Here is a 24,076-nt window from a genome sequence, read left to right as displayed (position 1 = left end):
GCCACGATCGCCCCCGTGGTTCGGCACGGCGGGCGAACACGAAGGGTAGCGATATGATCATCGACGGGTAACGGCCGGAACGGCGCGGACCCCTGCCGGACAATGCCCTGAATTGCACGTGGGAATAGCGCGGCTGCACGCGCGGGAATCCCACACCAGCACAATATCGGTGCGTTTTTCCACAGGACGGATCGGACCAGACGCCACGTCCGGGACACGCGTCGGCCACCACGACGGCTCCCCGCCCACCGGGGACACCGCCCGCGCGACCGGCCCACCGGCCACCCCGCCAGCCCTCGCCGCCCGACCCGCCGCCACCAGCCGCAATCACCGACCGTCACCACCCGTCATGACTCAAAGTGTTCGAACCAATTGCCTCTGTTGCATCGGCGAACGTCAGCCTATGCTCGCCCCTTGGGTGTGGTGCAACCCACAACAAACAACAGGACAACGCGGGACATTGAATCCATAGAGATCCGTAATGGTAAATGCGGCGGCGTTTTCCGGCAGGTCCGGACGGCCTCATCCGGGCGCGTCGCCGCATGCCCGGAGGCCGCCAGGCCGGCCCCCGGGTCGCCACCGAGGAGGCACGACGTGCGCGGACGGCGGTTCAGCCGATGGGCAACCTGCCTGCTCGCCATCGCGGCGCTCGGCGCGGGCCCGGCCTGCGGCGCCGAGCCCGCGACGACCCCCCGCGCGCCGACCGCAGGGGACGCCCCCGCCCCCACCCCCCGGGCCGCCGACGAACAGGCGGCGAGGAAGGCGGCGCTGACCGCGTACGCGGGCTATCTGGCCGCCTCCCGCGAGGCGAGCGGGCGCGGCGATCCCCACCACCCGGAGCTGTCCCGGTTCCTCGCGGACCCGCTGCTGACCCGGGTCCGGCTGACCATCCGCAAGGCGAAGGAGCACGGCGCGATGCGTACCGGCACGTTGGTCTCCGACCCCACCGTGACCTCGGTGAGCCTGGATTCGAGCCCGCCCACCGTGGAGATCCAGGACTGCCTCGACGCCACCGGCTACCGGCTGGTCTACGCCAGCGACAAGCGGGTCGTACCCGGCACCCGCGGCACGCGGCACCTGGCCACCGCCACCGCCACCCGCTACCCGGACGGCCGCTGGCTGATCAGCGCCGGCACCTCCCACGAGGACCTGCCGTGCTGACCCGCCCGGGCGGATCACGCGGGCCGACCCGCAGGTGGCTCGCGGGCGCAGGCATGGCCCTGCTGCTGGCGCTCGGGGCGGCCGTGCCCGCGATCGCCGCCGGGCGCGCGGACCCCGGCGCGGAGTGCCCGCCGGGGCACAGCGACTGCAGCGTCTGGGACGACGATCCCGGCACCCCGGGCGGCCCCGGCGGGGGCGGCAACGACGGCGGAGGCGGCGACTCGGGCGGCGGGGGTGGCGGCAAGTGCCAGTGGAACGGCCGCACCGTCAAGTGCTACGACGACGTGCTGGGCTGGTTCAACAACGGCGACGGCTGCTACTACAAGCTCGCCCAACCGCAGCCCGAGGCCCCCGAGGGCCAGCAGTGGTACACGCGCACCTGCAACGGCGGCCAACTCGGCACCCAGACCAACGTGCTGCGCGACGCCCCGCCGCCCGGCTTCGGCGCGCCCCCCGATCCGGAGGAACTCGCCCGGCGGGCGCTGGCCAAGATCACCATCGCGGCGCCCCCGATCACGGTCGCGCCCCGCCGCAGCAAGGGTCCCGGCCTGGTCGGGCTGCCGGTCTGGATGTGGGGCACCAGCGACGCCCGGAAGTACTTCGGGCCGACGCAGCGGGCGTCGGAGACGGAGCGGGGCCTGACCGTGACGATCACCGCGACGTTCGACCGGATCGTCTGGGACATGGGCAACGGCCAGAAGGTCGAGTGCGCTGACGCGGGCACGCCGTACCAGGCCGGTGGCAGGTTCGCCGGCCGGCCCTCCCCCGACTGCGGCTACGACAGCGGCTACCCGAAGGCCGGCAACTACCGGGTGCGGGCCACGACGTACTGGACGGTGACCTGGAGAGGCGGCAACCAGAGCGGCGTCATCCCCGTCAGCCGGACCACGGAAACGGTCCCGATCCGGATCAACGAACTACAGGTGGTGACCCAGTGAGTGTGGCGACCCGCAACGGGACCGGGCCGGTGGACGCCCCGGTCGCCCCGCCCAGGGTGGTCCGGCAGCGCCGGATGCGGCCCGGGCTGCTCGGCCTGGCCGTACTGCTGATCGCCCTCGGCGGCCTGGGGGCGGCGTTCGCGGTCACCTCCGTACGCGCCACCGGCAGCTACCTGGCGGTGGCCCGGCCGGTCGAGGTCGGCCGGCAGGTCAGCGCCGACGACCTGGTCCCGGTGCAGGTGGCCGGCGGCCAGGGGCTGTCCCCGGTGCCGGCGAGCCGGCTCGACGAGGTGGTCGGCAAGCGGGCCGCCGTGTCGCTGACCCCCGGCACGCTGCTGACGATGGCCCAGCTCACCGACGACCCGCTGCTCGGGCCCGGCCAGCAGCAGCTCGCGCTCGGCCTGGGCCCCGCCGAGGTGCCCGCCCGCAGGCTCCACCCCGGCGACAAGGTCCTGCTGGTGAGCACGCCGGACGGCAACGACGACCGGCCCGCCGGCGCCGCCACCCGGTTCGAGGCGACCGTCATCGACGCCGTCACCTCCGACAACGACGACGAGGTGGTGGTCTACCTGGCGCTCACCGTCCGGGACGTGCCGGCCGTCGTCGCGTTGTCCAGCCAGAAGCGGCTCGCCGTCGTCCTGACCGAGGCGGCCTGAGGATGGCGATCATCGCGCTGGTGTCGGCGAAGGGCTCCCCGGGCGTCACCACCACCGCCCTGGCCTGCGCCCTGACCTGGCACCGGCGGCTGGTGCTCGCCGAGTGCGACCCGGCCGGCGGGTCGATCCTCGCCGGCTACCTGGGCGGCGCGCTCGACGGCCCCCGGGGCATCGGCGAGCTGGCGGTCGGCGAGTTGCGCGACGGCAACCTGGAGTCGGCGTTCTGGTCGCAGCTGGTCGACCTGGACGCGCCGAAGCGGGAGCGGCTGCTGCTGCCCGGCGTCGTCGATCCCGCCCAGGCTGGCAGCGTCACCCCGCTCTGGCAGCGGTTCGCCGACTTCTTCGGCAGCCTGGAGGGCGGCGACCCGCCGTACGACGTGGTGGTGGACTGCGGGCGGCTGCACGTCGTCGGTCCACCGTGGCCCGTCCTGCGCGCCGCCTCGGTGGTGCTGCTGGTCAGCGGCGCCCGGCTGCCCGACCTCTCCGGCACCCGGGCGCTGGTCCGGACGATCGAGCGGGACTTCGCCGAGCACCGGGTGCCGCCGGGCACCTTGCGGCTGCTGCTGGTCGGCGACGGCCACGGCAGCGGCGAGGTCAGCAAGGCGCTGCGGCTGCCGGTGATCGCCCGGCTGCCGCACGACCCGCGTACGGCCGAGGTGCTCAACCTGGGCGGCACGGTGCGGGCCGGTCGACCCCTGATGCGCGCGGCCGGAGCCCTGGAGGTGCCGGTCGGGGCGCTGCTGGAACGCCGGCGCGCCCGGCTGGCCTGGCCCGTGTCGCAGGGGGTGCCGGATGCGGTTTGAACCGGTCTCCGGCGACCCGCGCCGGCACCCGCCCGGCGCCACGTCCACGGTGCCGCCGCTGGCCCCGCCCAACGGCCGGCACCATTCGGCCCCGCTGCCGGTGCCGGTCACCGCGCCCCGGCCCGAGCCGCCTCCCCGGCCCCGGGTCGACTTCCAGGTGGTCCGCGAGCTGCGCCGGGAACTCAGCGAACGGCTCACCCTGTGGCAGCGCGGCCGGGAGTTCACCGTCGACGAGGAGGACACCGAGCGCGCCCGGCTCGCCGTGGCGGTGGTGGCCGAGTACGCCGACGCGGTGCGCCGGGCCGGCACCCCGATGGCGGCCGGCGAGGAGCGCATCCTGCTCGACCAGGTGACCGCCGAGCTGGCCGGGCTCGGCCGCCTCCAGACGCTGCTCGTCGACGACACCATCGAGGAGGTCCACATCCTCGGCTGCGACCAGGTACGCGTCACCCGCCACGGCGGCGGGGTCGACTGGGTGGAGCCGATCGCCGACAGCGACGACGAGCTGGTGGAGATCCTCCAGGCGGCGGCCCGCCGGGCGGGGGCCACCGAGCGCTCGCTGTCGACCTCCAAGCCCACGCTCGACCTGCAACTGCCCGACGGCAGCCGGCTCGCCGCGGTGTTCCTGGTCAGCCACCGCCCGTACGCGGTCATCCGCAAGCACAACACGCTGGACGTGAGCCTCGACGACCTCGCCGGGGGCCGCGACGACCTCGACGAGATGATCGATCCGCTGGTGCGCGACTTCCTCCGCGCGTCCCTGCGCGCCGGGCTGAACATCATGGTGGCGGGGCTCGCCGGCGCCGGGAAGACCACCGTCATCCGGGCGCTGATGGACGAGATCCCGGCCGACGAGCCGTACGTGCTGCTGGAGGAGAGCCGCGAGCTGTTGCCGGCCCGCCGCCGGCTCAAGCACCGGGCGGTGATGAGCTTCGAGGCCCGGGAGGGGCACGGCGAACGCGGGGCGGACGGCCGCCCGGCCGGCGAGGTGAGCATCGCCGACCTGATCCCGGTCTCCCTGCGCATGGGCGTGCTGCGGATCATCGTCGGCGAGGTCCGGTCCCGGGAGATCGTCCCGATGCTCCAGGCCATGACGACCAGCCGTGGCTCGATGTGCACCATCCACGCGCGTACGCCCGCCGGGGTGAGCGAGCGGATCATCGAGCTGGCGCTCGCGCACGGCCGGGAGATGACCGTCGACCAGGCCCGCCGGATGGCCGGCAACGCGCTCGACCTGATCGTCTACGTCACCGTCGAGGACGAGACGGCGATCGGCGGGCGCAAGTACCGCTTCGTCTCGCACATCGAGGAGGTCATCGGCGTCGGCGACGGCAACCGGATCACCACCACCCAGGTGTTCGGGCCCGGCCCGGACGGGCGGGCCGTACCCCGGCACCTGCCCGAACGGATCCGCGCCCAGCTCCTCCGCGTCGGCTACGACGCCCGGCTGCTCAGCCGGTGGATCGAGGCCGGCACGGGCGCGTGGCGGCGGCCCCGGCACACCCGCCTCGGGCGGCGGTGACCCCGTGCTGGACAACGTCCAACTCATCGCGGTGGTCTCCGGGGCCGCCTGCGTCGCGGGGCTGCTGCTGGCGGTCGTCGCGCTGGTCGGCACCCGCCGGCCACCCGGCGGGCCCGGCGCGGGCCGGGGGCTCGACCGGCTGTGGAAGGGTTCCGGCACCACCGCGCGCGAGCAGCGGGCGCACCAGGCGCTGCTGGTCGGCGCCCTGGTCGCGGGCGCGCTGGCCTTCCTGCTCACCGGTCTGCCGGTGGTCGGCCTGCTGGTCGCGGTGGCCGTTCCGGGCACCCCGTGGCTGTTCTCCGTCGGCAGGGCCGAGCAGCGGGCCATCGCCCGCGTCGAGGCGGTCGGCGAGTGGACGCGCCGGCTCAAGGACGTCTCCGCCACCGGCCAGGGACTCCAGCAGACGATCATCGGCACGGTCGCCACCGCGCCGGAGGAGATCCAGGAGGAGGTACGGCTGCTCGCCGCCCGCCTCCAGGCCGGCTGGCTGGCCCGCTCCGCCCTGCTCGCCTTCGCCGACGAGATCGGCGACCCCGTCTGCGACCAGGTGGTGGCGGCACTGATCCTGCACGTGACCGACCGGGGCGACCGCCTCGGCGACGTGCTCGGCTCGATCGCGCAGGCGGCGGCGGCCGAGGTGGCCACCCGCCGCGAGATCGAGGCGAAGCGCACCCAGCCCCGCTTCGCGGTGCGCTTCCTCACCGGGATGACCCTGGCCACCGTCGCGTACGGGCTGCTCAACACCGAGTACATCAGCCCGTACGGCACGCCCTTCGGGCAGCTCGTGATGGCGGCGCTCGGCGCGGCCTTCGTCGGCCTGCTGGCCTGGGTGCGGTCGATGAGCCAGCCCCGCCGGCCGGCGCGCTTCCTGCCCGCGCCGAACCCGGAAGAGGTGTTGGTGTGAGCGCGAGGAGTGAGCCTGCGAGCCCCGCAGTCGCGAACGAAAGGCCGGCCCCGTGAGCGCGAGGAGTGAGCCTGCGAGCCCCGCAGTCGCGAACGAAAGGCCAGCCCCGTGAGTGTCGTCGTCAACTGGCAGCTCGCGATCGCCGTCTGCGGCGGGGCGGCGGTCGGGTTGGGCGTCTTCCTGGTGGTCCGCGAGCTGGTGCCGGCCACCCCCGCGCTCGGGCCCGCGCTGCGCCGGCTGCACCAACCGGCCGGCGGCGGGCAGCTCGCCGCGCCCGTCGACCGGCGCCTGGAGTGGCTCACCGGGCTGTCCGGCTGGCTGCGGCCACCGCACCGGCAGCTCGCCCTGATCGACCGGACGCCCGAGCAGTACGCCCTGTCGATGCTGCTCTCCACGCTGATCGGGCTCGCCGCGCCGACGCTGCTCGGCGCCACCCTGTTCGCCGTCGGCATCCGGCTGCCGTTCGTCGTACCCGTGCTCGGCAGCCTCGGGCTGGCGCTGCTCTGCGCCCTGATCGCGCACCGGTCGGTGCTGGACCAGGCAGAGAAGGCGCGCGACGAGTTCCGGCAGGCGGTCTGCACCTACCTGGACCTGGTCGCCCTGCAACTCTCCGCCGCGCACGGGCCGGTGCAGTCGCTGGAGCGGGCGGCGGCGGTCTGCGACGGCTGGGTCTTCGACCGCATCTCCGAGTCCCTGCGGATCGCCCAGATGCAGATGCACTCGCCGTGGGACGAGCTTCGCGACCTCGCCGAGCGCATCGGCATCCCGGAACTGGGCGACGTCGGGGCGATCATGCGCGCCTCCGGCAGCGAGGGCGCGCAGGTGCACGAGACCCTGCGCAGCCGCGCCGACTCGCTGCGCGACCAGATCCGCACCGACAGCCTGGCGCGGGCCGAGGGGGTGACGAGCCGGCTCGACATTCCCGGGGCGCTGCTCGTCTTCGTCCTGCTCGGCTTCGCCGTCTATCCGTTCGTCGCCCGCCTGTGATCCGTCCCCGAGAGAAGGAGCACGTCATGTCCGTCATCAACCGCCTGCACATCGCCCTGACGACACGCCTGGCCGAGCTGCGCGAGGACGGCGAGCGGGGCGACAGCCCCGTACCCACCGCCGTGATCATCTTCGGTCTGGTCGCCGTGGCGATGGCGGTCACCGCCGCCGCCCTCGCCTCCGCGAACGACTGGATGGACAACATTCCCACCCACCAGGACCCGAAGTAACGCCGGGTCGTGCGCCGAGCAGACTCCGCCCCGGGGTGCCGGGCGGCCACCGCCGCCCGGCACCCCGTCACGTCCGTCGTCGGACGTCGCGCCGTCGCCTGGCGGGTCACGGCCGGCGGGGACGAGCGCGGGGCCAGCCCGGTCGAGCTGGCGGTGGTGCTGCCGGCGATCCTGCTGCTCCTCTTCGCGTCGATCCAGACCGCCGCCTGGTTCGTGGCCCGCTCCACCGCGCTCCACGCCGCACAGAGCGGGGTCAACGCCCAGCGGCTGCACCAGGCGCCGGCCGGGGCCGGCAAGGCCCGGGCCGTCCAGTTCCTGCGGGCCTCGGGCGGTTGGCTCGTCGGCTGGGAGGATCCCGAGCCGAGTTGCCAACGCACCAGGACCGAGGTGACCTGCACGGTGGGCGGGCGGTCCCTGTCGGTCGTACCCGGGGTCAGCTTCCGGGTACGCCAGACCGCCCACGGGACCGTAGAACGGTGGACCAGGCCATGAGTCGTACCGCCGAGCGGGGCTCGGTCTCGATCGAGGTGGCGGTGCTCGCCCCGGCCTTCATCGCGCTGATCGTGCTGGCCGGCGTGGCCGGGCGTACCGCCGTGGCGGGCGAGGCGATCGACGCCGCCGCCCACGACGCCGCCCGGGCCGCCTCGATCTCCCGGGACGCGCGCACGGCCCGCGCCGAGGCCCGGGACGCGGCCCGCCGGCAGCTCGACTGGCGCGGGCTGAACTGCACCGGAACTCCCGAGGTGACGTTCAGCGGCGCGGTGGGCGGCGCCCCCACCAGCTTCGACGCGGCGTTCCGCAGCCCGGTCGGGCGGGACGCCTCGGTCACCGTCCGGATCGCGTGCACGGTCTCCTACGCGGACCTGCGCCTGTCCGCCCTGCCGGGGATGCCCGGCGGCACGCGCGTGTCGGCGAGCTTCACGTCGCCGCTGGACCGCTACCGGAGCAGGGGATGACCACCGCCGGCCGGTGCGACCGGGGTCGGGTGAGCATCTTCCTCGCCGTGGCGATGTTCGGTGTCCTCGCCGTCATCGCCATGGCCTTCGACGGCGCGGGCCAGCTCCGCACGTTGCAGCGGGCCGACAACCTCGCGGCCGAGGCAGCCCGCGCCGGCGGCCAGGCCATCGACCGCGCCACCGCCATCGAGGGCGGACCCACCCGGATCAACATCCCACAGGCCCGCCGGGCCGTCGCCGGCTACCTCGCCGCGGCCGGCGCCGCCGGCCACACCGTCAGCTTCCCGGTCGTCGAGGGGGAGACCCGGGTCCGGGTACGCGTCACCGTCACGCACCGCAGATCCCTGCTCGGCCTGTTCGGCTTCGACGAGACCGTCACCGTCTCCGGGGAGGCGACCGCGCGGCCGCTCACCGGGGCACCGTAAGGAAGGGAAGGCAGCCATGGCCGCATCGGGGCGTTCCGTCGTACGGCGGACCGGACGGATCCTGACCGGGTTCGGCGCGCTCGTCGTGCTCTGCGCGGTGCTGGTCGGCGCGCCGGTGGCGCTGCTCGCCCTCGCCGGCAACCCGCTGCCCGACCACGTTCCCACCGTCGCGGAGATCGGCTCGACGCTGACCAGCCGCGACGACGGGCGGCTCTTCCTGCGGGCGCTGGCCCTGGCCGGCTGGTTCGGCTGGGCCACGTTCGCCTTCTCCGTGCTGGTCGAGCTCTGCGCGCAGGTGCTGCGCCGGCCCGCGCCCCGACTGCCCGGCATGAGCCGCCAGCAGCGGGCCGCCGCCGCGCTGGTCGGTTCCGTCGCGCTGATCCTCGCGGCGAGCCCGGCGGCGAGCGCGGCGACGGCGGTCGCCGGCCCGTACGCGACGACGGCGGCCTCGGCCGCGTCGGTGGCCCGTGCGGAGGCCGCCCCGCTGTCGCACACCTGGCCCGCCTCGACGGCTCAGGTCGCCCGGCCGCTGTCGGCCGCCCTGCCCGCTCAGCCCGCCACGGATGTTCCGCACGTGCGGCCGGCGTCGGCAGTCTCGGACGCGTCGGTCACCTCCGACGACGGGGTGGCGGTCTACCGGGTGGCCCGGGGCGACCACCTGGGCGCCGTCGCCCAGCGCTACCTGGACGAGTTCGACGACTACCGGGAACTGGCGAAGCTGAACCGGCTCGGCGACCCCGACCGGATCCACCCGGGGCAGCTCCTGAAGCTTCCCGGGGACGCCGAGGACCGGGGTGCCCGCCGGCACGCCACCGGCCGCCTCGTCGCCCGCCCGGCCACGCCCGCGCCCGCGCGGCCGGCTCCGCAACCGGCGCCCGGGCAGGCCACCCCCGAACGCGCGACGCCGGCCCCGCCGGCGGCCGAGGCCCCGGTGCTGCCGGCGACGGACGCTGGTCAGGCCCCCACGGTGACGGTGGGGGCGGCCCGGGCCAGCGACCCCGACCGGGTGAACCGGCCCCTCGCGGTCTCCGCCGTCCTGGCGGTGGCGAGCATCGTCGGCGCGCAGATCGGCGCGGTCCTGGGCCTGCGCCGCCGCCCGGCGCACGTGCCGGCGGGCGCGGGCCGGTCCACGGTCGCCGCCCGCCGTGGCACCGCCCTGGCGGGGCGCGGCGCGGGTCGCGGAGGGGTCCGCACCACGTCGCGCGGCAGCTCGACCACGGCCGGCCGGGCCGGTACGGACAGCCACGAGGCGGCATCCCCGGCCGGCCCCTCTGCGCACCCCAGCGACCACGCGGGCACGACCGCCCCGGGTGCCGGCACCCACGACAACGGGCTGACGGGCCGGGCCCACAGCGGCTCCACGCCCGACACGTCGATCGGCCGCCACCGCCGCCCCTGACCGACCCGCCGCGGGCGGTGGGCAGAGTGGTGCCGTGTTCCACACCACGGGCGTGGCCCACGCCGGCCGGGTGGGACCCGGTCAGGGGAGGCGCGTCTCCAGGACGCCGTTGACGACGCGGGTCGGCAGGATCTGCTGGTCGTTGCCGGACGGGCCGTGCACGACCTCGCCGCCGTTGAGGCGGAACGCGCTGCCGTGCCACGGGCAGACGACGCACGCGTGCCCGTCGATCTCCTGCACCTCGCCCTCGCCCAGCGGGCCGCTCTGGTGCGGGCAGCGCTCCAGCATGACGGTGACCTCTTCGCCGTGCCGGTAGAGGATCACCGAGACGTCGTCGACCTCCCGGGTGATCAGCTCGCGCTGCGGGAGGGTGGCCATGTCGGCGATGGAGTGCCAGCCGTCGCTCATCCGGTGCAGCTCGGAGATGCTCTGGTTGACCTGCGCGCCCTGCTTGTACGCCAGATGCCCGCCGAGGTACGCCCCCATGCTGGCCGCGCCGAGGCCGAGGAAGCCGAGCGTACGGCCGAGGTTGTGCCGGCCGGTCGTCCGGGCGGCCACCGAGCCGGCGTAGAGCGCGAGGCCGACACTGTTGGCCGCGGCGTGCACCAGGCCGACCCGGCGTTGGTCGCGAGCCAGCGCGGCCCAGTCGTTGAGGCCGGCGACCGCGGCCGGCAGCGCGCTGACCGTACCCACCGCGCACAGGGTGGTGGCGGCCCGGCGCTGCCCCGGCATCAGGTCCAGCATCGCCGTGCTGATCCACGCGCCGACCGGCACCTGCACCATCGCCGGGTGCAGCGGATGGCCCAGCCAGACGCCGTGCAGCAGGTCACGGACCCGCTGCGGTCGGAGGGTGGCCTGGACGGCACGCTGCAACCGGTCGCCGACCCGGTCCAGCCCGGATGCCTGCTCGATCTTCGTCAGGATTGCTCGCACCCGTACCGACTTCCCGGCAGGAGCCGCCGCAAACCGGTCGGCGGTGACGGATCCGCAGCGGTACGTGAGGAGGCCCCCGCCGGCCCGTAAACGGGACGCGCCGCTGGCCGGGCACGCCGTACGCGGCGGCCGTCGTGCGGGCGCTGCGTGGGAATCGGGTCGCGGACCGTACCGTCCACGGCCACTGTGGTCCGCGTGTACGCACTCTCCTCCCGCCTGCTGCCGGCCGGTCGACCGGCGAGCCGCCTGACGCTCGCGCTGGGGCAGCCCCGGGCCGTGCCGCCCCCGTTGCTGATGCTGCTCGGCATGCTCTCCACCCAGGTCGGGGCGGCCGTCGCCAAACAACTCTTCGGCAGCACCAGCGCGGGCGGCACCACCACGCTGCGGCTCGGCTTCGCCGCGCTCGTCCTGCTGGTCCTGGCCCGGCCGGGGCTGCGCCTCGGCTGGCGTACCGCCGGGCTGGTCGGGGCGTTCGGGCTGTCCCTTGCGGTCATGAACCTCGCCTTCTACGCGGCCCTGGAACGGGTGCCGCTCGGCGTCGCGGTCACCATCGGCTTCGCCGGGCCGCTGCTGGTGTCCCTCACCGCCAGCCGCCGGCTCGCCGACGTGGCGTGGGCGGTGCTGGCCGGCGGCGGGGTGCTGCTGATCAGTGGGCTCGGCGGGACCGGGGTGGACCGGTTGGGGCTGCTGTGCTGCCTGGCGGTGGCGGTCGGCTGGGCCGGCTACGTGCTGCTCGGCAAGGCGGTCAGCGCCCGGGTGCCGGGCAGCCGGGGCCTCGCGCTGGGGATGACCGTCGCCGCGCTGGCCGTACTGCCGTTCGGGGTCGCCAGCAGCGGCACGGCGCTGCTCGACCCGTGGACCCTCGCGCTGGGCGCGGCGGTGGCGCTGCTGTCGTCGGTGCTGCCGTACTCGGCGGAGATGGCGGCGCTGCGCCGGATGCCGGCCCGGGTCTTCGCGATCCTGCTCAGCCTGGAACCTGCGATCGGCGCGCTGGTCGGGCTGGTGCTGCTGGGCGAGCTGCTGGCCTGGCCGCAGGTGGCCGGGGTGGCCTGCGTGGTGGGCGCCGCGCTGGGCGCCACCCTGGTCCGCCCGCGCCGGCCCTGACGCCCCTGGCGCCTCGGCGCCGCCCCGCACCGGCGCCCCTGGCGCCGCCGGCACCGCCGGGGGCATGCTGTCCCGATGGGCGTACGCGTCGAACGCGCCGCGGCGGTGACCACGGTGATCCTGGACCGGCCGGCGGCCCGCAACGCGGTCGACGGGCCGACGGCGCGGGCGCTGGCCGACGCGTTCCGCGCCTTCGAGGCCGATCCCGACGCCTCGGTGGCGGTCCTCTGGGGAGCCGGCGGCACGTTCTGCGCCGGGGCCGACCTGAAGGCCATCGGCACGCCGAGCGGCAACCGGGTCGAGGCGCAGGGGGACGGCCCGATGGGTCCGACCCGGATGGCGCTCAGCAAGCCGGTGATCGCCGCGATCTCCGGTCACGCGGTGGCCGGCGGGTTGGAGCTGGCGCTCTGGTGCGACCTACGGGTCGCCGAGTCCGACGCGGTGCTCGGGGTGTTCTGCCGCCGCTGGGGGGTGCCGTTGATCGACGGGGGCACGGTCCGGCTGCCCCGGCTGATCGGCGAGAGCCGGGCGATGGACCTGATCCTCACCGGCCGGCCGGTGCCGGCCCACGAGGCGTACGACATGGGGTTGGTGAACCGGCTGGTCGCGCCGGGCGAGTCCCGGGCGGCGGCCGAGCGGCTGGCGGCCGAGATCGCCCGGCACCCGCAGACCTGCCTGCGCAACGACCGGGCCGCGGTGCTCGCCGGCGCCGGCCTGCCGGAACCGGCGGCGCTGGAGGTCGAGCTGGCGTACGGGACGGAGTCGCTGGCCGCCGACGCGGCGGCCGGGGCCGCCCGGTTCGCCGCCGGCGCGGGCCGGCACGGCGAGCCCGCGCGCTGAGGGCGGCGTGCGACCCACCGAAGCCCGTCGGCACCCCGGAACGCCCCGGTGGATCGGCGCACCGCGCCTCCGGGCGCCTCGGCTAGCCTGCACGGGTGCGCAGACCGGTTACGGCCCCTGGTCCGACCCGTCGGGAACTGTTGGCGGCGGCGACCGTCGCGCTACTCGGCACGGGTGCCTGCGCCGACGAGAAGCCTGAGCCGGGCAAGCGGGAGGATCCCGACCCGGAGCTGCTCATCGCCGGGCTGACCGCCGGGCTGTCCCGGGAGAACCCCTACCGCGATCCGGACTCCACGGAGCGGGCGACGGCCCGGCAGGCGGTACGCGCCCTGCTCGACGACTGGAGCACCACCGCCGACACGGATCCGCTCTTCGCGGAACTGGGCCTGGACGCCCACCACGGAGCCGACCCCGCGACCGGCAGGCCGTTCAGCCTCTACCTCGCCAGCGGCTCCGACGATCGGACGTGGGGTGCCGTACTGGTGGACCGGAGCGCGACGCCACGCACGGTCATCGAGGTGCCGCATCCGGGGTTCGACATCAACACGGAGAAGTTGGGGCTGTCGCTGCACCGCCAGGTGCCCGCCAGCGTGCTCCTGGTCGCCGGCGCCCACCGGGAGGCCGGGAACGGCGACGCCGACGTGGCGCACAACAAGAGGTCGCTGTTCCACGTCCTCGCGATCGAGTTCGCCGAGAACGGCCTCGACCAGGTCCAGCTGCACGGCTTCGCCGACCGGAACCTGCCGTCCTCCGACGCCGTGGTGTCGACCGGCTCGGCCCCGGTGCGTCCGGTCGCCCGCCGGATCGCCGACGGCCTCTCCGACGCCGGCCTGAAGGTGTGCCGGGCGTGGGTCAACCGGTGCGGCCAACTGGAGGGGAAGCGCAACGAGCAGGGCCGCGCCGCCGCCGAGGCGAAGAGCGTCTTCGTGCACCTGGAGCTGAGCTGGTCCTTCCGGCGCGACGCGGAGGCCAGGGACCGGGTGGTGGCCGCGCTGGCGGGCCAACTCACCCCGGCGTGACCCCCGGCCGCGTCAGATCCGGCGGGCGGTCCGCCAGCGCAGCGCCCAGTAGCCCGTGCCGTCGAGGATCGACTCGCCGCCGAGGTCGCCCATGGTCGGCCCGTTGGCCGTGGTACGGCTGGAGATGAACCGGTGGTGGCCACGGTCGTCCACACCGAGGTACATCCCGGAGTGCTCGATGTTGGCGCCCTGCACCGGGCCGGCGTTGAAGAAGAGCAGGTCTCCGGGGAGCAGCCGGTCGAGTTCGCGCGCCCGCTTGCCGGTGTTCGGCATCAGCAGGGTGCCCGGTCCCACGGCGGCCATCGCGTACGCGCGGCGGGGCAGACCCGGGCCTGCGGTGTTGGTGCCGCGCAGGGGGTAGCCGAGCCGGTAGCCGTAGACCATCCGCAGGAAGCCCGAGCAGTCCAGGCTCCGGATGTGCGCCGCCGCGGGCTTCTCCTCCTTGTCGGGGAACGACCACGACACCCCGAGGTAGTCGTAGAAGTCCGAGTTCTCCGCGCGGCCGTCCGGGTCCTTGTCCGACAGTGGCCCGAAGGCCGCGTCGCCGGAGTACTGGCGTCCCTCCGCGTCCTTCTTCGGCTTCGCCACATAGGTGTACTCGCGGGCCACCGCCAGCACATCCGGTGAACGGTCCTTGCGGGCCTTCGCCAGCCAGTCGACGAACCACTTCTCCTTCTCCGCGCCCGCCCGCCACTCCTTCGGGGCGAGCCGCACCCAGAACTCGGCCTCCACCTTGGCCTTGGTGAACCGTGGCTCGGCGAAGGTGCGTCGCGGGCCGGCGATGTGCACCGTACGGGCACCGTCGGTCATGATCGCGACCGTCCTGCCCTCCGCATCGAGCATCTCGGTCCGGTCCGGCCCGGTCAACCGCCGGTAGTTTTCGCCGGCGGTCGTGCTGGCGACCTCGGCCTCCTCGCCCAGAGTCAGCTCGACCGGCTCGGGGGTGGTGTGGCGCACGGCCACGTAGGTGAAGGAGCTCCCACCCGCCAGGAGGGCGAAGGCGGCGACGGTCATCAGCATCGCCTGGGTACGGGAGTAGGTCCGGTAGTTCATGCCGATCCCTCGTAGGTGGGTCTCAGTCAGGTGACCGGGACGAAGCCGGCCACGACGCCGCTGAAGGCAACGCCGTAGGTGATGGCGGTGACCATCAGAGTGGCCAGCACGGTCGCCTTCGGCGGCTGCCGCACGAGCTGGTACGCGATCAGCCCCGGGGCCACGAAGCCCAGGGTCTGGTGCGCGAAGAGCAGCGGCAGGTCACGCTGGACGATCACGAAGAGCGTCATCTGGAGGAAGACGCTGAGCAGCACGATCGCGGCGAAGAGGCGCTTGCCGTAGAGGATCACCATCCGCTGCATCAGCCGGGTGAGGCCGTAGGTGACGACGGTCATCACGACGATCACCCCCGCCTGTAGCGGGTCCTCGATCAGGGCCAACGCGATCCAGCCCGGGGTGATCATGCCGCCGGGCGACAGGTTGGTGGTCAGATAGCAGAGCAGCGCGAAGACCAGGCCGATGCCGAGGCAGGCGGTGGCGAGCTGCGCACTGAGTTCTCCTCCGAACGTCACCGACGGGTCCTTTCCAGGAAGACGGTCTCGCCGTCCAGGTCGAAACCGGGCGTCGTCTGCGTCCGGAGCATCGAGTCGCCGCGGGCGCCGTCCTGCGGCTCCCAGCTCGGCAGCGCGGCCAGTTCGTGCAACAGCACCTCGCCCTGTCCGTGGATGTTGCCGACCGCCACCACGGACCCGTTCTCGCCCGCGGCCGCCATGACCTCGGCCAGCAACCGGTCCGGCGGGAGCTTGCCGCCCAGGTCGACGACCCGGCTCTGCAGCTCGGCCGGAACGTTGACCCGGGCGCTGCGGGTCATCTCACCGATCAGCACGACGCTCTGCGGCTGCACCCGGCCGGCGAGCGTACCCATCTGCCCGTTCCGCTCCACACGGTCGGGCCGGCAGTTGATCACCATCGTCAACGGCCGGCCGATCAGCCGCTGCTTCTCGAGCTGTTCGATGTTCATGTACGTCGACTCCGGGTCGTTGGCCGCGAAGATGTTGGCGAACCGGACCCGCTGGTTGCGGTGCAGGACCCGGGCGACGGACAGCACTCCGGGATCGGGCGGCGCCGACCACATGCCCGTCAGCGCGCTGCGCCGGTCGACCCCGAGTTCAGCGGCGACGGCGAGCGCGATGGCCACGTTCTCCTTGAACGTGATCCACCCGAAGCCGGCCATCTCCTGATCCGTCACCGACTCCGGGTCCACCGCGATCAACCGGCAGTTCCGCCTGGCCGCCTCCTGCTCCAGGATCGACAGCCTGTCCTTCTCGGCGGTGATGCAGATGCCGCCCTCGGGCATCGAGCGGCTCAGCGACCGCGCGACGTCGTCGAGGGTGGGGCCCATCTCGGCGAGGTGGTCCTCCCGGACGTTGCACAGCACCCCGATGTTCGACCGGATCAGCTTGCTCTGGTTGATCTCCTGAAGCGCCGGCATCACCGCCATGCACTCGATCACCAGCGAGTCCGGGTGGTAGACGGCGGCCCGCCGGACGATGCCGATCTGCTCCACGACGTTGGCGATCCCGAACTTGCGGTGCACCGGTTCCTCGCTGGCGTCCGGGAAGATGAACCGGGCGGCGGTGCCGGTGGTCTTCGCCACCACCACCTTCCCGCCACCGCGCAGCGCGCCCGCACAGAGCCGGGTGATCGAACTCTTGCCCCGGATCCCGTTCACCAGCACCCGGTGCGGGATGGTGTTGAGGTTGCGGTAGTGGTTGCGCTGCTCGATCACTCCCGCCACCACGAGCGCGAGGCAGCAGAGGCTGTAGACGGTGTAGAGGTAGAACATGTCAGCCCTTCGTCGCCCGGCTGCCGTGCGCCCCCGCCGTCCGCCGGACCCGCGGCAGGACCGTGGTGCGGTCGGTGCCCGCACCGCGCATGCGCAGCGCCCCACCGAACCGGACGGACCCGGTGTGGCGGACCTGGCGGCAGATCTCCATGCACATGGCGAGCGCGCCGATGTCGTCGTGACGCTGCGGCGGCACCGGCAGGTCGAGCGTCCCCTGACTCATGCGGTCGGCGAAGGACGCGAGCCGCCGCAACGGCCGGACGAAGATGTAGAGCTGCCAGACGTGCGTGAGCAGGATGATGCCCACCACCCCGCCGGCCAGCAGCAGCGTCCAGCGCCGCTCGACCGACGCCGGCAGGCGCAGGACCGCGACGTCCTGTTCGACCACGACGGCCCACTCGAGGTGCGCGACCGTCGACGGCGCGGTCAGCCCGGTGGCGGCGATCAGCGCGGGCTGCCCGTCCCCGGTGGTCGACCGGCCGACGGTCGTGCCCGGCAACACCTCGACGGCGACTTCCCGAGCCAGTTCGCCCTGTAGCGGCTGGAAGACCTGGAAACCCTCCGAGTCCAGGATCGTACGCAGATCCGCGTCGACGACCCGGACCCGACCGTCGACCCGGCGGACCAGAGCGAGGAGGCGGTCCGGGTCGAACTCCCCGATCACCGCGTGGCCGTCGTCGAGCTGGTTGAAGGCGTACACCACCGGCAGCCGGTCCACGGCGTTGTCGAGGCGCACGCCGATCTCGCCCGGCACCGGCTCGGCGGTACGCAGCGGATCCCGGCCGGCCCCGGCCACCACCTTTCCGCTCTGATCCACCAGGTAGAGCGCCCGGAACCGTCGCTCGTCGCCGAGTTCCCGCTCAAGCATCCGCTCGGTCCGCGCCACGTCCCGCACGTCCACCGCCCGGGAGACGCGCGAGGCCGTCGACAGCCCGTCGTTCAGCAGGTTGCCGAGGGCGCTGCTGGCTTCCTCCGCCCGGTTCTCCTCGTCGCGTACCAGTTGGACGGGGATCGTCGGATCGTCGGCCTGGAACGCGATCACGATGGCCGCCGCCGGCCAGAGCAGGGCGACCACGACGGCGACGGTCAGTCCCTGGAGCACGGTCGGCCGCCACCGGTTGCCCGGTGCGAACTGGTCACCGGAGGTCAGCGCCAGTGCGCGCGCGATCCGATGGGCCTCGCGGATCCGCATCGGAGCGCGCTGCGGCGTCTGGGCGCCGCAGGCGTCGGCCTTGGCCTGGCTGAGGAGCGCCCGCACCGGCCGGACCAACGACTTGCGCATGAGCAGGAAGCTGGCCAGGGCCGTGACCAGCAGGCTGGCCCCGAGCAGGATCCCGCCGACGCTCGAGGTGCCCTCGCTGACCTCCGTGCTGAGCAGGGAGACGACCACGAGCCCGGTGTCGCCGACCGGCGCGGACGAGACCAGCAACCGGCGGTCCGCCCACTCCTTGACCACGATCTCGCGGCTCTGTCGCGAGCCGGACGCGGACAGCCCCTCGAAGACCTTCGGCAGGTGTCCGGGGGCGACGGTGTTCGCGCCCTGCATCAGGCTGCTGCGGCCGTCGGCCGTGAGCATGTGGACGCCGTGTCCCGCGTCCGGGTTGAGCCGCAGGTTGCGCATGGTCACCGGGCGCGTCGCCAGGACGACACGCGTGCCGTCCAGCACGGCGGGATACACCAGCAGCGGGCCGTCCGCCGTGGTGACCGCGAACGCGTGACCGGTCGGCAGCACCGGTGGCAGCAGGTCCATGGGCGGGGCGGCGCCCTTGGCGGCCAGGACCTGCCGGGACGTCGTCTCCACGACCGCCGCGCCGTTGTATCCGGTGCCGTCGCCGACCACCCGGGCCAGCAACTCGGCGTCGGGCGTCGTCCCCCGCGCGGACACCGTGCGTTCCAGCTCGACGAAGGTGCGGCTCGCCTCGAGTCGCAGACTGGAGGCCAGCTTCGTCACGACGTCCCGCTGCGAGTCGACCACTGCCGGCAGCACGCCGCGCTGGCCGTGGAGCGCGAAGCCCAGGACGGCGACGGCGACGACGAACATCGTGGCCCAGAGGTAGACCAGGGACGGCGCGCTCGTCCCGGCCGGGAAGGCCGCCGCCGGCAACTGCTGGTCCAGGGCCCGCCGCCGCCAGGCCACCAGCTGCTTCTGATCCTCGACGGAGCCCGCGTCGAAGTCCTTTAAGGCGAGCGGCGCCGACCTGCCTGGCATGAACGACAACCTCTCCCGGTACAGCCCCCCGTCGGATCACCCGGATCCGTCTGACCTGCCGACCGGCAGGCGGTCGCGGCGAGATGCTAGCAAGGGGCTGTCGAAGGTGGTCCGTGACCGATCGGTCGTCGCCGTTGGGACGCCGGCGGCTAGCGGGGCGGGGCGACCCCGCGCACCACGAGGCCCGCCGATTCGGTTGCCCTGGTCAGGAGGTTTCCTTCGATCCGCTCGACCGCCGCCTCGTAGATCCTGCGCCGTCCGGGTGAGAGCGCCGGATCGGCCAACCGCTGTTCGAGATCGACCAAACGGATGGCCGGATTAAGATCAACGAAGGTGGGGAGCGCCTCAACAGCCACCACCTTCCACCTCTTCGTCTGCCGCGTCGGGGCGAAGGTGACCCGGACCATCGCACCGTCCCGGTTGACGTTCAGCGGCTCGGCGTGCCGGGCGATCTGGTTGCCCATGCCGTAGATGATCCAGGTGCCGTCGATCCGCTCGATCGGCTGCACGACGTGCGCGTGGTGCCCGAAGACGACGTCCACGTCCTCGATGGCGGCGACCTGGCGGGCCCAGGTCTGCTGGTCGACGTCCGGCTCGTGCTCGTACTCCGTGCCCCAGTGCAGGCTGACCACGACGATCTCGGCGCCGGCCTCGCGGGACGCCGCGGCGTCGCGCCGGATCGCCTCCACGTCGATCAGGTTCGCCACCCACTCCTTGCCGGCCGGGGGGCGCAGGCCGTTGAAGCTCTTGGTGTAGCTGAGGTGGCCGATCTTCACGTCCTTGGCCCGGTAGATCTTGGGCTCGCCGGACTCCCGCTTCGTCCGGTAGGTGCCGGTGTGCCCGAGGCCCGCCTGGTCCAGCGCGTCGAGGGTCCGCTTGATGCCGTCCTGCCCCTGGTCGAGGCTGTGGTTCGACGCGGTCGAGCAGCCGTCGTACCCCGTGCTCTTGATGGCCTGCACCACCTCGCGCGGCACGCTGAACTTGGGGAAGCCGATGTACGGGCCTCCCGGCGGGGCCAGCGGGGTCTCCAGGTGACACAGGGCCAGGTCGGCCGCGCTGACCGCCTGGCGCACCGGGGCCAGCATCGGGCCGAAGTCCAGCTGGCCACCGCCGTCGCGGCGGGCCTGGTCCCACAACTCGGGGTGGACGAGGATGTCGCCCGCACCGAGCACGGAAACGGTACGGCCGTCGACCTGCACGGGAGCGCCCACCGGACGGGGAGCACCGCCCGACAGGGGCGCTTCCGACGACCAGGGCCCGAGGGCGTAGATGGCGCCCAGCGCCAACGCCACAGCGGTCACGCTGCTGAGAACCGCCCGCACCGGACCCGGGAGCCCACGGCCGCCCGAGTGAGAATCGCTCGCCACCGCGCCAGGCTAGTACGCCCGCCGACTTCCCGATCTCCGGAGCCCGCCACGGCACCGTGCCGCCGACCGTCGCCGGACGGTCGGCGGCAGCGGGGCCGTCACGGGGTCGGCACGGCCACCGGACCGGGCACCACGGCGGGCCCGGGAACCACCACCGGCGTGCCGACGGGGGTGAGCAGGGCGCGGGCGGCCACCGCCATCCGGCGGCGCTGCGGCACCAGGGCCCTGCCGGCGAAGACGTCGTAGTCCCGCGCGGCCACCTCGTCCAGGATCCCGCCGTACAGCGCGTACGCGGTGCGCATGCAGGCCTGCGAGGCGGGTGCGAGCAACGTGATCCCGGGGGCCGCGGCGGCGTAGTGCGTCTGGGCGCGGGTCACCTCGTACGCGATCAGCTCCCGGATCCGCGGCGTGGCGTGACGCCGGGCGCGCGCCTCGACCAACTCCTCGCGGGTGACGCCGAACTGGGCCATGTCGTCGTCGGGCAGGTAGGTCCGCCCCCGGTCGAGGTCCTCGGCCACGTCCCGGATGAAGTTGGTGAGCTGGAAGGCGAAGCCGAGCTGGCGGGCCGGCTCCCGGGCCGCCGCCGGGTCGGAGCTGCCCAGGATCGGCAGCATCATGGTGCCGATCACCGCCGCCGAGCCCTCCATGTAGTCGAGCAGCTGGTCGTAGGTGCGGTACGAGGTGACCGTCAGGTCCATCGCCATGCTCTTGAGGAAGGACGCGAAGTCGTCCCGGTCGAGATCGAAGACGGCGATCGTGTGCAGCACGGCGGGGAGCAGCGGGTCGTCCACCGGTTCGCCGTGCAGCCCGGCGACGAAGCGGCCGGCCCAGTCGTCGAGTCGGGCCGCGCGCTCGGCCGGGGGCAGCTCCTCCGTGCGGTCGACGATCTCGTCGGCGTAGCGCGTGAATCCATACAAGGCGTGGACATGTCGCCGTTTCCATGTGGGTAGGAGCCGGGTGGCGAGATAGTAGGTGCGGCCGTGCCGTTTGTGCAGCTCACGGCAGCGGCCATAGGCCGCGGCGAGATCGGTGTCCACCGGCCCTCCTCAATTACCGACGCAACAATCGACGCAACTCGTAGCCTAGGGTACGCTCGGCCGCATGGCCAACGACGCAGTTACGGGTGACTCGCTCCGCGTCGTTCCTGTCGGCCCGGCCGAGGGGGACGATCCCGTTCGCGCGGTCCTGGCCGCGTACACGAAGGACCTGGTCACGGCGGTGGAGAGCACTCTCGCCGGTTTCCTGGCCACCGAGGTCGACGCGCTGACCGAGATCGACGCGGCGATGGGCGGATTCGCCGCGACGGCGCGCGACTGCGTGCTGGCCGCCGGTAAGCGGGTCCGCCCCACGTTCGCCTACTGGGGGTGGCGTGGCGTGCCGGACGGCACCGGTCCGCTGGCGTCGGTGCTGCCCGCGTTCGCCGCCCTGGAACTGCTGCACACCTTCGCGCTCGTGCAGGACGACGTGATGGACGCCTCCGCCACCCGCCGGGGCCAGCCGAGCGTGCACGAGGCGCTGGCCGCCCGGCACGCCGCCGCCGGCCACCGGGGCGACCCGCGTCGGTTCGGCGAGACGGTCGCGGTGCTGATCGGCGACCTCTGCATGGTGTGGGCCGATCGGCTGCTCGGGCAGGCGGCGCTGCCGCCGGCCCGCCTGCTCGACGTGCGGCGCTGCTACGACCAGATGCGCGTGGAGACGATCGCCGGGCAGTACCTCGACGTGCTCGGCGAGAGCGACGCGGCGAACTGGTCGGCCGGCCGGGCACTGCGGGTCGCCCGCTACAAGACCGCGAGCTACACGGTGCAACGGCCACTGCTCCTCGGCGCCCGCCTTGCCGGCGTCACCGACGACTCGCTGACCGCCGCCTACACCCGCTACGGGCTCGCCGTCGGCGAGGCCTTCCAGCTTCGCGACGACCTCCTCGGCGTCTACGGCGACCCGGCGGCCACCGGCAAGCCGGCCGGCGACGACCTGCGCACCGGCAAGCCGACCGTGCTGCTCATGCTGGCCCGGCAGCTCGCCACCCCGACCCAGCGGCGCGCGCTGGACGGTCTCGGCGCCGGCATGGGAGACGCGGAGGTCGACCGCCTCGCCGAACTGGTCGCCGGCACCGGGGCCGTCGAGCGGGTCGAGCGCATGATCTCCGACCGGGTCACCGAGGCGCTGGCCGCGCTCGGCACCGCGTCGATCGACGAGACCGCCCGCACAGCGCTGGCCGGTCTCGCCACCGCCGCCACCAGTCGGCGGGCATGATGGGCAACTTCGCACAAGGAGGTGGTCGCGTGCGCACCGTCGACGGGCGTACGGACCGGGTGGTCGTCGTCGGAGCCGGGCTCGGCGGTCTGGCCTGCGCGCTGCACCTGGCGGGCAGCGGTCGGCAGGTGACCGTGCTGGAGCGCGAGCCGGTGCCGGGTGGCCGGGCCGGCCGCCTCAGCGTGGACGGCTACGAGTTCGACACCGGGCCGACCGTGCTCACCATGCCCGACCTGATCGCCGAGGCGCTCGGTGCGGTCGGTGAGGAGTTGGACGACTGGCTCGACCTCACCCCGCTCGACCCGGCCTACCGGGCGTACTACCCGGACGGCTCGACCCTCGACGTCATCACCGACACCACCCGGATGGCCGCCGAGATCGCCCGGGTGTGCGGGCCCCGCGAGGCGGACGGCTACCTGCGCTTCGTCGACTACGCGCGCAAGCTCTGGCAGTGGGAACGCGCCGACTTCATCGAGCGCAACCTGGACGCCCCCACCGACCTGCTCACCGGCAACCTGGTCAGGTTGCTGGCCGGCGGCGCGTTCCGGCGGCTCCAGACGAAGATCAACCAGTTCTTCCGGGATCCCCGCACCCAGCGGATCTTCTCCTTCCAGGCGATGTACGCGGGCCTCGCGCCGCACGACGCGCTGGCCATCTACGCGGTCATCGCGTACCTCGACTCGGTGGCCGGCGTCTACTTCCCGCGCGGCGGCATCCACGCGGTCTCCCGGGGCATGGCCGGCGCCGCCGAGAAGCACGGCGTCGAGATCCGCTACGACACCACGGTGACCCGGGTGGAGACCGCGCACGGCCGGGCCACCGGCGTCGTGACCGCCGACGGCGAGCTGATCCCGGCCGACGTGGTCGTGCTCAATCCCGACCTGCCGGTCGCCTACCGGGACCTGCTGCCGCCGAACCGTCCGCGCCGGCTCACCTACTCCCCCTCCTGCGTGGTCCTGCACGTCGGGTCGACCCGGGGATATGGGAAGATCGCCCACCACAACATCCACTTCGGACGGTCGTGGAAGGGCACCTTCGATGAGGTCATCCGGCGGGGCGAGCTGATGAGCGACCCGTCCCTGCTGGTCACCAACCCGAGCCGGACCGACCCGTCCGTGGCGCCCACCGGGCGGCACACCTACTACGTGCTCGCCCCGGTGCCCAACCTCGACCGGGCGCCCTTCGACTGGCGGGGCGACCTCACCGAGCGCTACGCCGACCAGCTCGTCGGCACCCTGGAGGAGCGCGGCTATGTCGGCTTCGGCGCCGGCGTCGAGGTGCTGCGGGCGGTGACCCCGGCCGAGTGGGCGGAGCAGGGCATGGCCGCCGGCACCCCGTTCGCCGCCGCGCACAGCCTCTTCCAGACCGGCCCGTTCCGCCCGTCGAACCTGCACCGGACGCTGTCGAACGTCGTCTTCGTCGGCTCGGGCACCCAGCCCGGCGTCGGCGTGCCCATGGTGCTCATCTCCGGCAAGCTCGCCGCCGGCCGCATCACCGGAGGTGCCTGATGGCCCTCCCCCTCCGACCCGGG

23 protein-coding genes and 1 pseudogene are annotated in these 24,076 nt (G+C 73.8%); 17 read left to right on the top strand and 7 right to left on the bottom strand.

All coding sequences use genetic code 11. From position 1 onward, the window contains the following. The first annotated feature begins 594 nt into the window (after positions 1-594). From ACGFIR_RS02410 to ACGFIR_RS02355, 12 genes and pseudogenes are all read left to right on the top strand, one after another. Positions 595-1,161 carry a hypothetical protein gene (locus ACGFIR_RS02410; protein WP_393142794.1) on the top strand — a complete coding sequence of 189 codons (567 nt, stop codon included), beginning with the start codon at positions 595-597 and terminating at the stop codon, positions 1,159-1,161. Further along, positions 1,155-2,099, top strand: a complete 945-nt coding sequence (locus ACGFIR_RS02405; RefSeq protein ID WP_393142792.1) for a hypothetical protein — start codon at positions 1,155-1,157, stop codon at positions 2,097-2,099. The genes ACGFIR_RS02410 and ACGFIR_RS02405 overlap by 7 nt, the downstream gene beginning before the upstream one ends. Beyond that, on the top strand, positions 2,096-2,755 hold the full coding sequence (locus ACGFIR_RS02400; protein WP_393142790.1) for an SAF domain-containing protein: 660 nt from the start codon (positions 2,096-2,098) through the stop codon (positions 2,753-2,755). The genes ACGFIR_RS02405 and ACGFIR_RS02400 overlap by 4 nt, the downstream gene beginning before the upstream one ends. A gap of 2 nt (positions 2,756-2,757) precedes the next feature. Next, complete coding sequence (locus ACGFIR_RS02395; RefSeq protein WP_393142788.1) at positions 2,758-3,558, top strand: ParA family protein; 801 nt, start codon at positions 2,758-2,760, stop codon at positions 3,556-3,558. After that, a complete protein-coding gene (locus ACGFIR_RS02390; protein ID WP_393142786.1) occupies positions 3,548-5,080 on the top strand; it encodes a CpaF family protein in 1,533 nt (510 codons plus the stop codon). Before ACGFIR_RS02395 ends, ACGFIR_RS02390 begins: the two co-directional genes overlap by 11 nt. 4 nt (positions 5,081-5,084) lie before the next feature. Then, on the top strand, positions 5,085-5,984 hold the full coding sequence (locus ACGFIR_RS02385; protein ID WP_393142785.1) for a type II secretion system F family protein: 900 nt from the start codon (positions 5,085-5,087) through the stop codon (positions 5,982-5,984). 108 nt (positions 5,985-6,092) lie between these two features. Further along, positions 6,093-6,971 (top strand): type II secretion system F family protein, encoded by an 879-nt coding sequence (locus tag ACGFIR_RS02380; protein WP_393004776.1) that lies wholly within the window; start codon positions 6,093-6,095, stop codon positions 6,969-6,971. A 26-nt stretch (positions 6,972-6,997) separates the two neighbouring features. Then, positions 6,998-7,201, top strand: coding sequence for a hypothetical protein (locus ACGFIR_RS02375; protein ID WP_393004778.1), 204 nt, complete (start codon positions 6,998-7,000; stop codon positions 7,199-7,201). A 9-nt stretch (positions 7,202-7,210) separates the two neighbouring features. Beyond that, the gene (locus ACGFIR_RS02370) at positions 7,211-7,693 is read left to right on the top strand and encodes a TadE/TadG family type IV pilus assembly protein (RefSeq protein WP_393142783.1); all 483 of its coding nucleotides are present in this window, start codon (positions 7,211-7,213) and stop codon (positions 7,691-7,693) included. After that, a complete protein-coding gene (locus ACGFIR_RS02365; RefSeq protein ID WP_393004782.1) occupies positions 7,690-8,157 on the top strand; it encodes a TadE/TadG family type IV pilus assembly protein in 468 nt (155 codons plus the stop codon). Before ACGFIR_RS02370 ends, ACGFIR_RS02365 begins: the two co-directional genes overlap by 4 nt. Then, complete coding sequence (locus ACGFIR_RS02360) at positions 8,154-8,582, top strand: hypothetical protein (RefSeq protein ID WP_393004783.1); 429 nt, start codon at positions 8,154-8,156, stop codon at positions 8,580-8,582. Before ACGFIR_RS02365 ends, ACGFIR_RS02360 begins: the two co-directional genes overlap by 4 nt. Before the next feature lie 16 nt (positions 8,583-8,598). Beyond that, positions 8,599-9,729 (top strand): annotated as a pseudogene (locus tag ACGFIR_RS02355) (LysM peptidoglycan-binding domain-containing protein); the annotation flags it as partial. A gap of 333 nt (positions 9,730-10,062) precedes the next feature. On the opposite strand, the gene ACGFIR_RS02350 reads toward ACGFIR_RS02355, so the two are convergent. Further along, a complete protein-coding gene (locus tag ACGFIR_RS02350; RefSeq protein ID WP_393142781.1) occupies positions 10,063-10,914 on the bottom strand; it encodes a Rieske 2Fe-2S domain-containing protein in 852 nt (283 codons plus the stop codon). Between the two features lie 195 nt (positions 10,915-11,109). Here ACGFIR_RS02350 and ACGFIR_RS02345 point away from each other — a divergent pair, with 195 nt between their 5' ends. From ACGFIR_RS02345 to ACGFIR_RS02335, 3 genes are all read left to right on the top strand, one after another. Beyond that, positions 11,110-12,018, top strand: coding sequence for a DMT family transporter (locus ACGFIR_RS02345; RefSeq protein WP_393004786.1), 909 nt, complete (start codon positions 11,110-11,112; stop codon positions 12,016-12,018). Between the two features lie 75 nt (positions 12,019-12,093). Further along, entirely contained in the window at positions 12,094-12,858 is a 765-nt protein-coding gene (locus ACGFIR_RS02340) for a crotonase/enoyl-CoA hydratase family protein (protein WP_393142779.1), read from the top strand. Between the two features lie 95 nt (positions 12,859-12,953). After that, on the top strand, positions 12,954-13,877 hold the full coding sequence (locus ACGFIR_RS02335; protein WP_393142777.1) for a hypothetical protein: 924 nt from the start codon (positions 12,954-12,956) through the stop codon (positions 13,875-13,877). Between the two features lie 12 nt (positions 13,878-13,889). Here ACGFIR_RS02335 and ACGFIR_RS02330 read toward each other — a convergent pair whose 3' ends face one another. From ACGFIR_RS02330 to ACGFIR_RS02305, 6 genes are all read right to left on the bottom strand, one after another. Continuing rightward, positions 13,890-14,930: a C40 family peptidase gene (locus tag ACGFIR_RS02330; RefSeq protein WP_393004789.1), complete on the bottom strand. Its 1,041-nt coding sequence runs from the start codon at positions 14,928-14,930 to the stop codon at positions 13,890-13,892. A gap of 26 nt (positions 14,931-14,956) precedes the next feature. After that, positions 14,957-15,442, bottom strand: coding sequence for a poly-gamma-glutamate biosynthesis protein PgsC/CapC (locus ACGFIR_RS02325; protein ID WP_393004791.1), 486 nt, complete (start codon positions 15,440-15,442; stop codon positions 14,957-14,959). Next, on the bottom strand, positions 15,439-16,716 hold the full coding sequence (gene pgsB / locus ACGFIR_RS02320) for a poly-gamma-glutamate synthase PgsB (RefSeq protein WP_393004793.1): 1,278 nt from the start codon (positions 16,714-16,716) through the stop codon (positions 15,439-15,441). Before pgsB ends, ACGFIR_RS02325 begins: the two co-directional genes overlap by 4 nt. 1 nt (position 16,717) lies before the next feature. Further along, positions 16,718-18,925, bottom strand: coding sequence for a HAMP domain-containing protein (locus ACGFIR_RS02315; protein ID WP_393004795.1), 2,208 nt, complete (start codon positions 18,923-18,925; stop codon positions 16,718-16,720). A gap of 149 nt (positions 18,926-19,074) precedes the next feature. Then, on the bottom strand, positions 19,075-20,226 hold the full coding sequence (locus tag ACGFIR_RS02310) for a CapA family protein (protein WP_393004797.1): 1,152 nt from the start codon (positions 20,224-20,226) through the stop codon (positions 19,075-19,077). A 164-nt stretch (positions 20,227-20,390) separates the two neighbouring features. Beyond that, the gene (locus ACGFIR_RS02305; protein ID WP_393004799.1) at positions 20,391-21,329 is read right to left on the bottom strand and encodes a phytoene/squalene synthase family protein; all 939 of its coding nucleotides are present in this window, start codon (positions 21,327-21,329) and stop codon (positions 20,391-20,393) included. 64 nt (positions 21,330-21,393) lie between these two features. Here ACGFIR_RS02305 and ACGFIR_RS02300 point away from each other — a divergent pair, with 64 nt between their 5' ends. Further along, positions 21,394-22,545, top strand: coding sequence for a polyprenyl synthetase family protein (locus ACGFIR_RS02300; protein WP_393004801.1), 1,152 nt, complete (start codon positions 21,394-21,396; stop codon positions 22,543-22,545). Next, on the top strand, positions 22,545-24,053 hold the full coding sequence (gene crtI, locus ACGFIR_RS02295) for a phytoene desaturase family protein (protein WP_393143712.1): 1,509 nt from the start codon (positions 22,545-22,547) through the stop codon (positions 24,051-24,053). The genes ACGFIR_RS02300 and crtI overlap by 1 nt, the downstream gene beginning before the upstream one ends. The last annotated feature ends 23 nt before the right edge of the window (positions 24,054-24,076 follow it).

It is taken from the genome of Micromonospora sp. NPDC049051, assembly GCF_043197575.1.
Taxonomy (GTDB): domain Bacteria; phylum Actinomycetota; class Actinomycetes; order Mycobacteriales; family Micromonosporaceae; genus Micromonospora.
The sequence above is the reverse complement of the archived record's forward strand: the minus strand, read 5'-3'. Positions and strand labels throughout refer to the sequence as shown.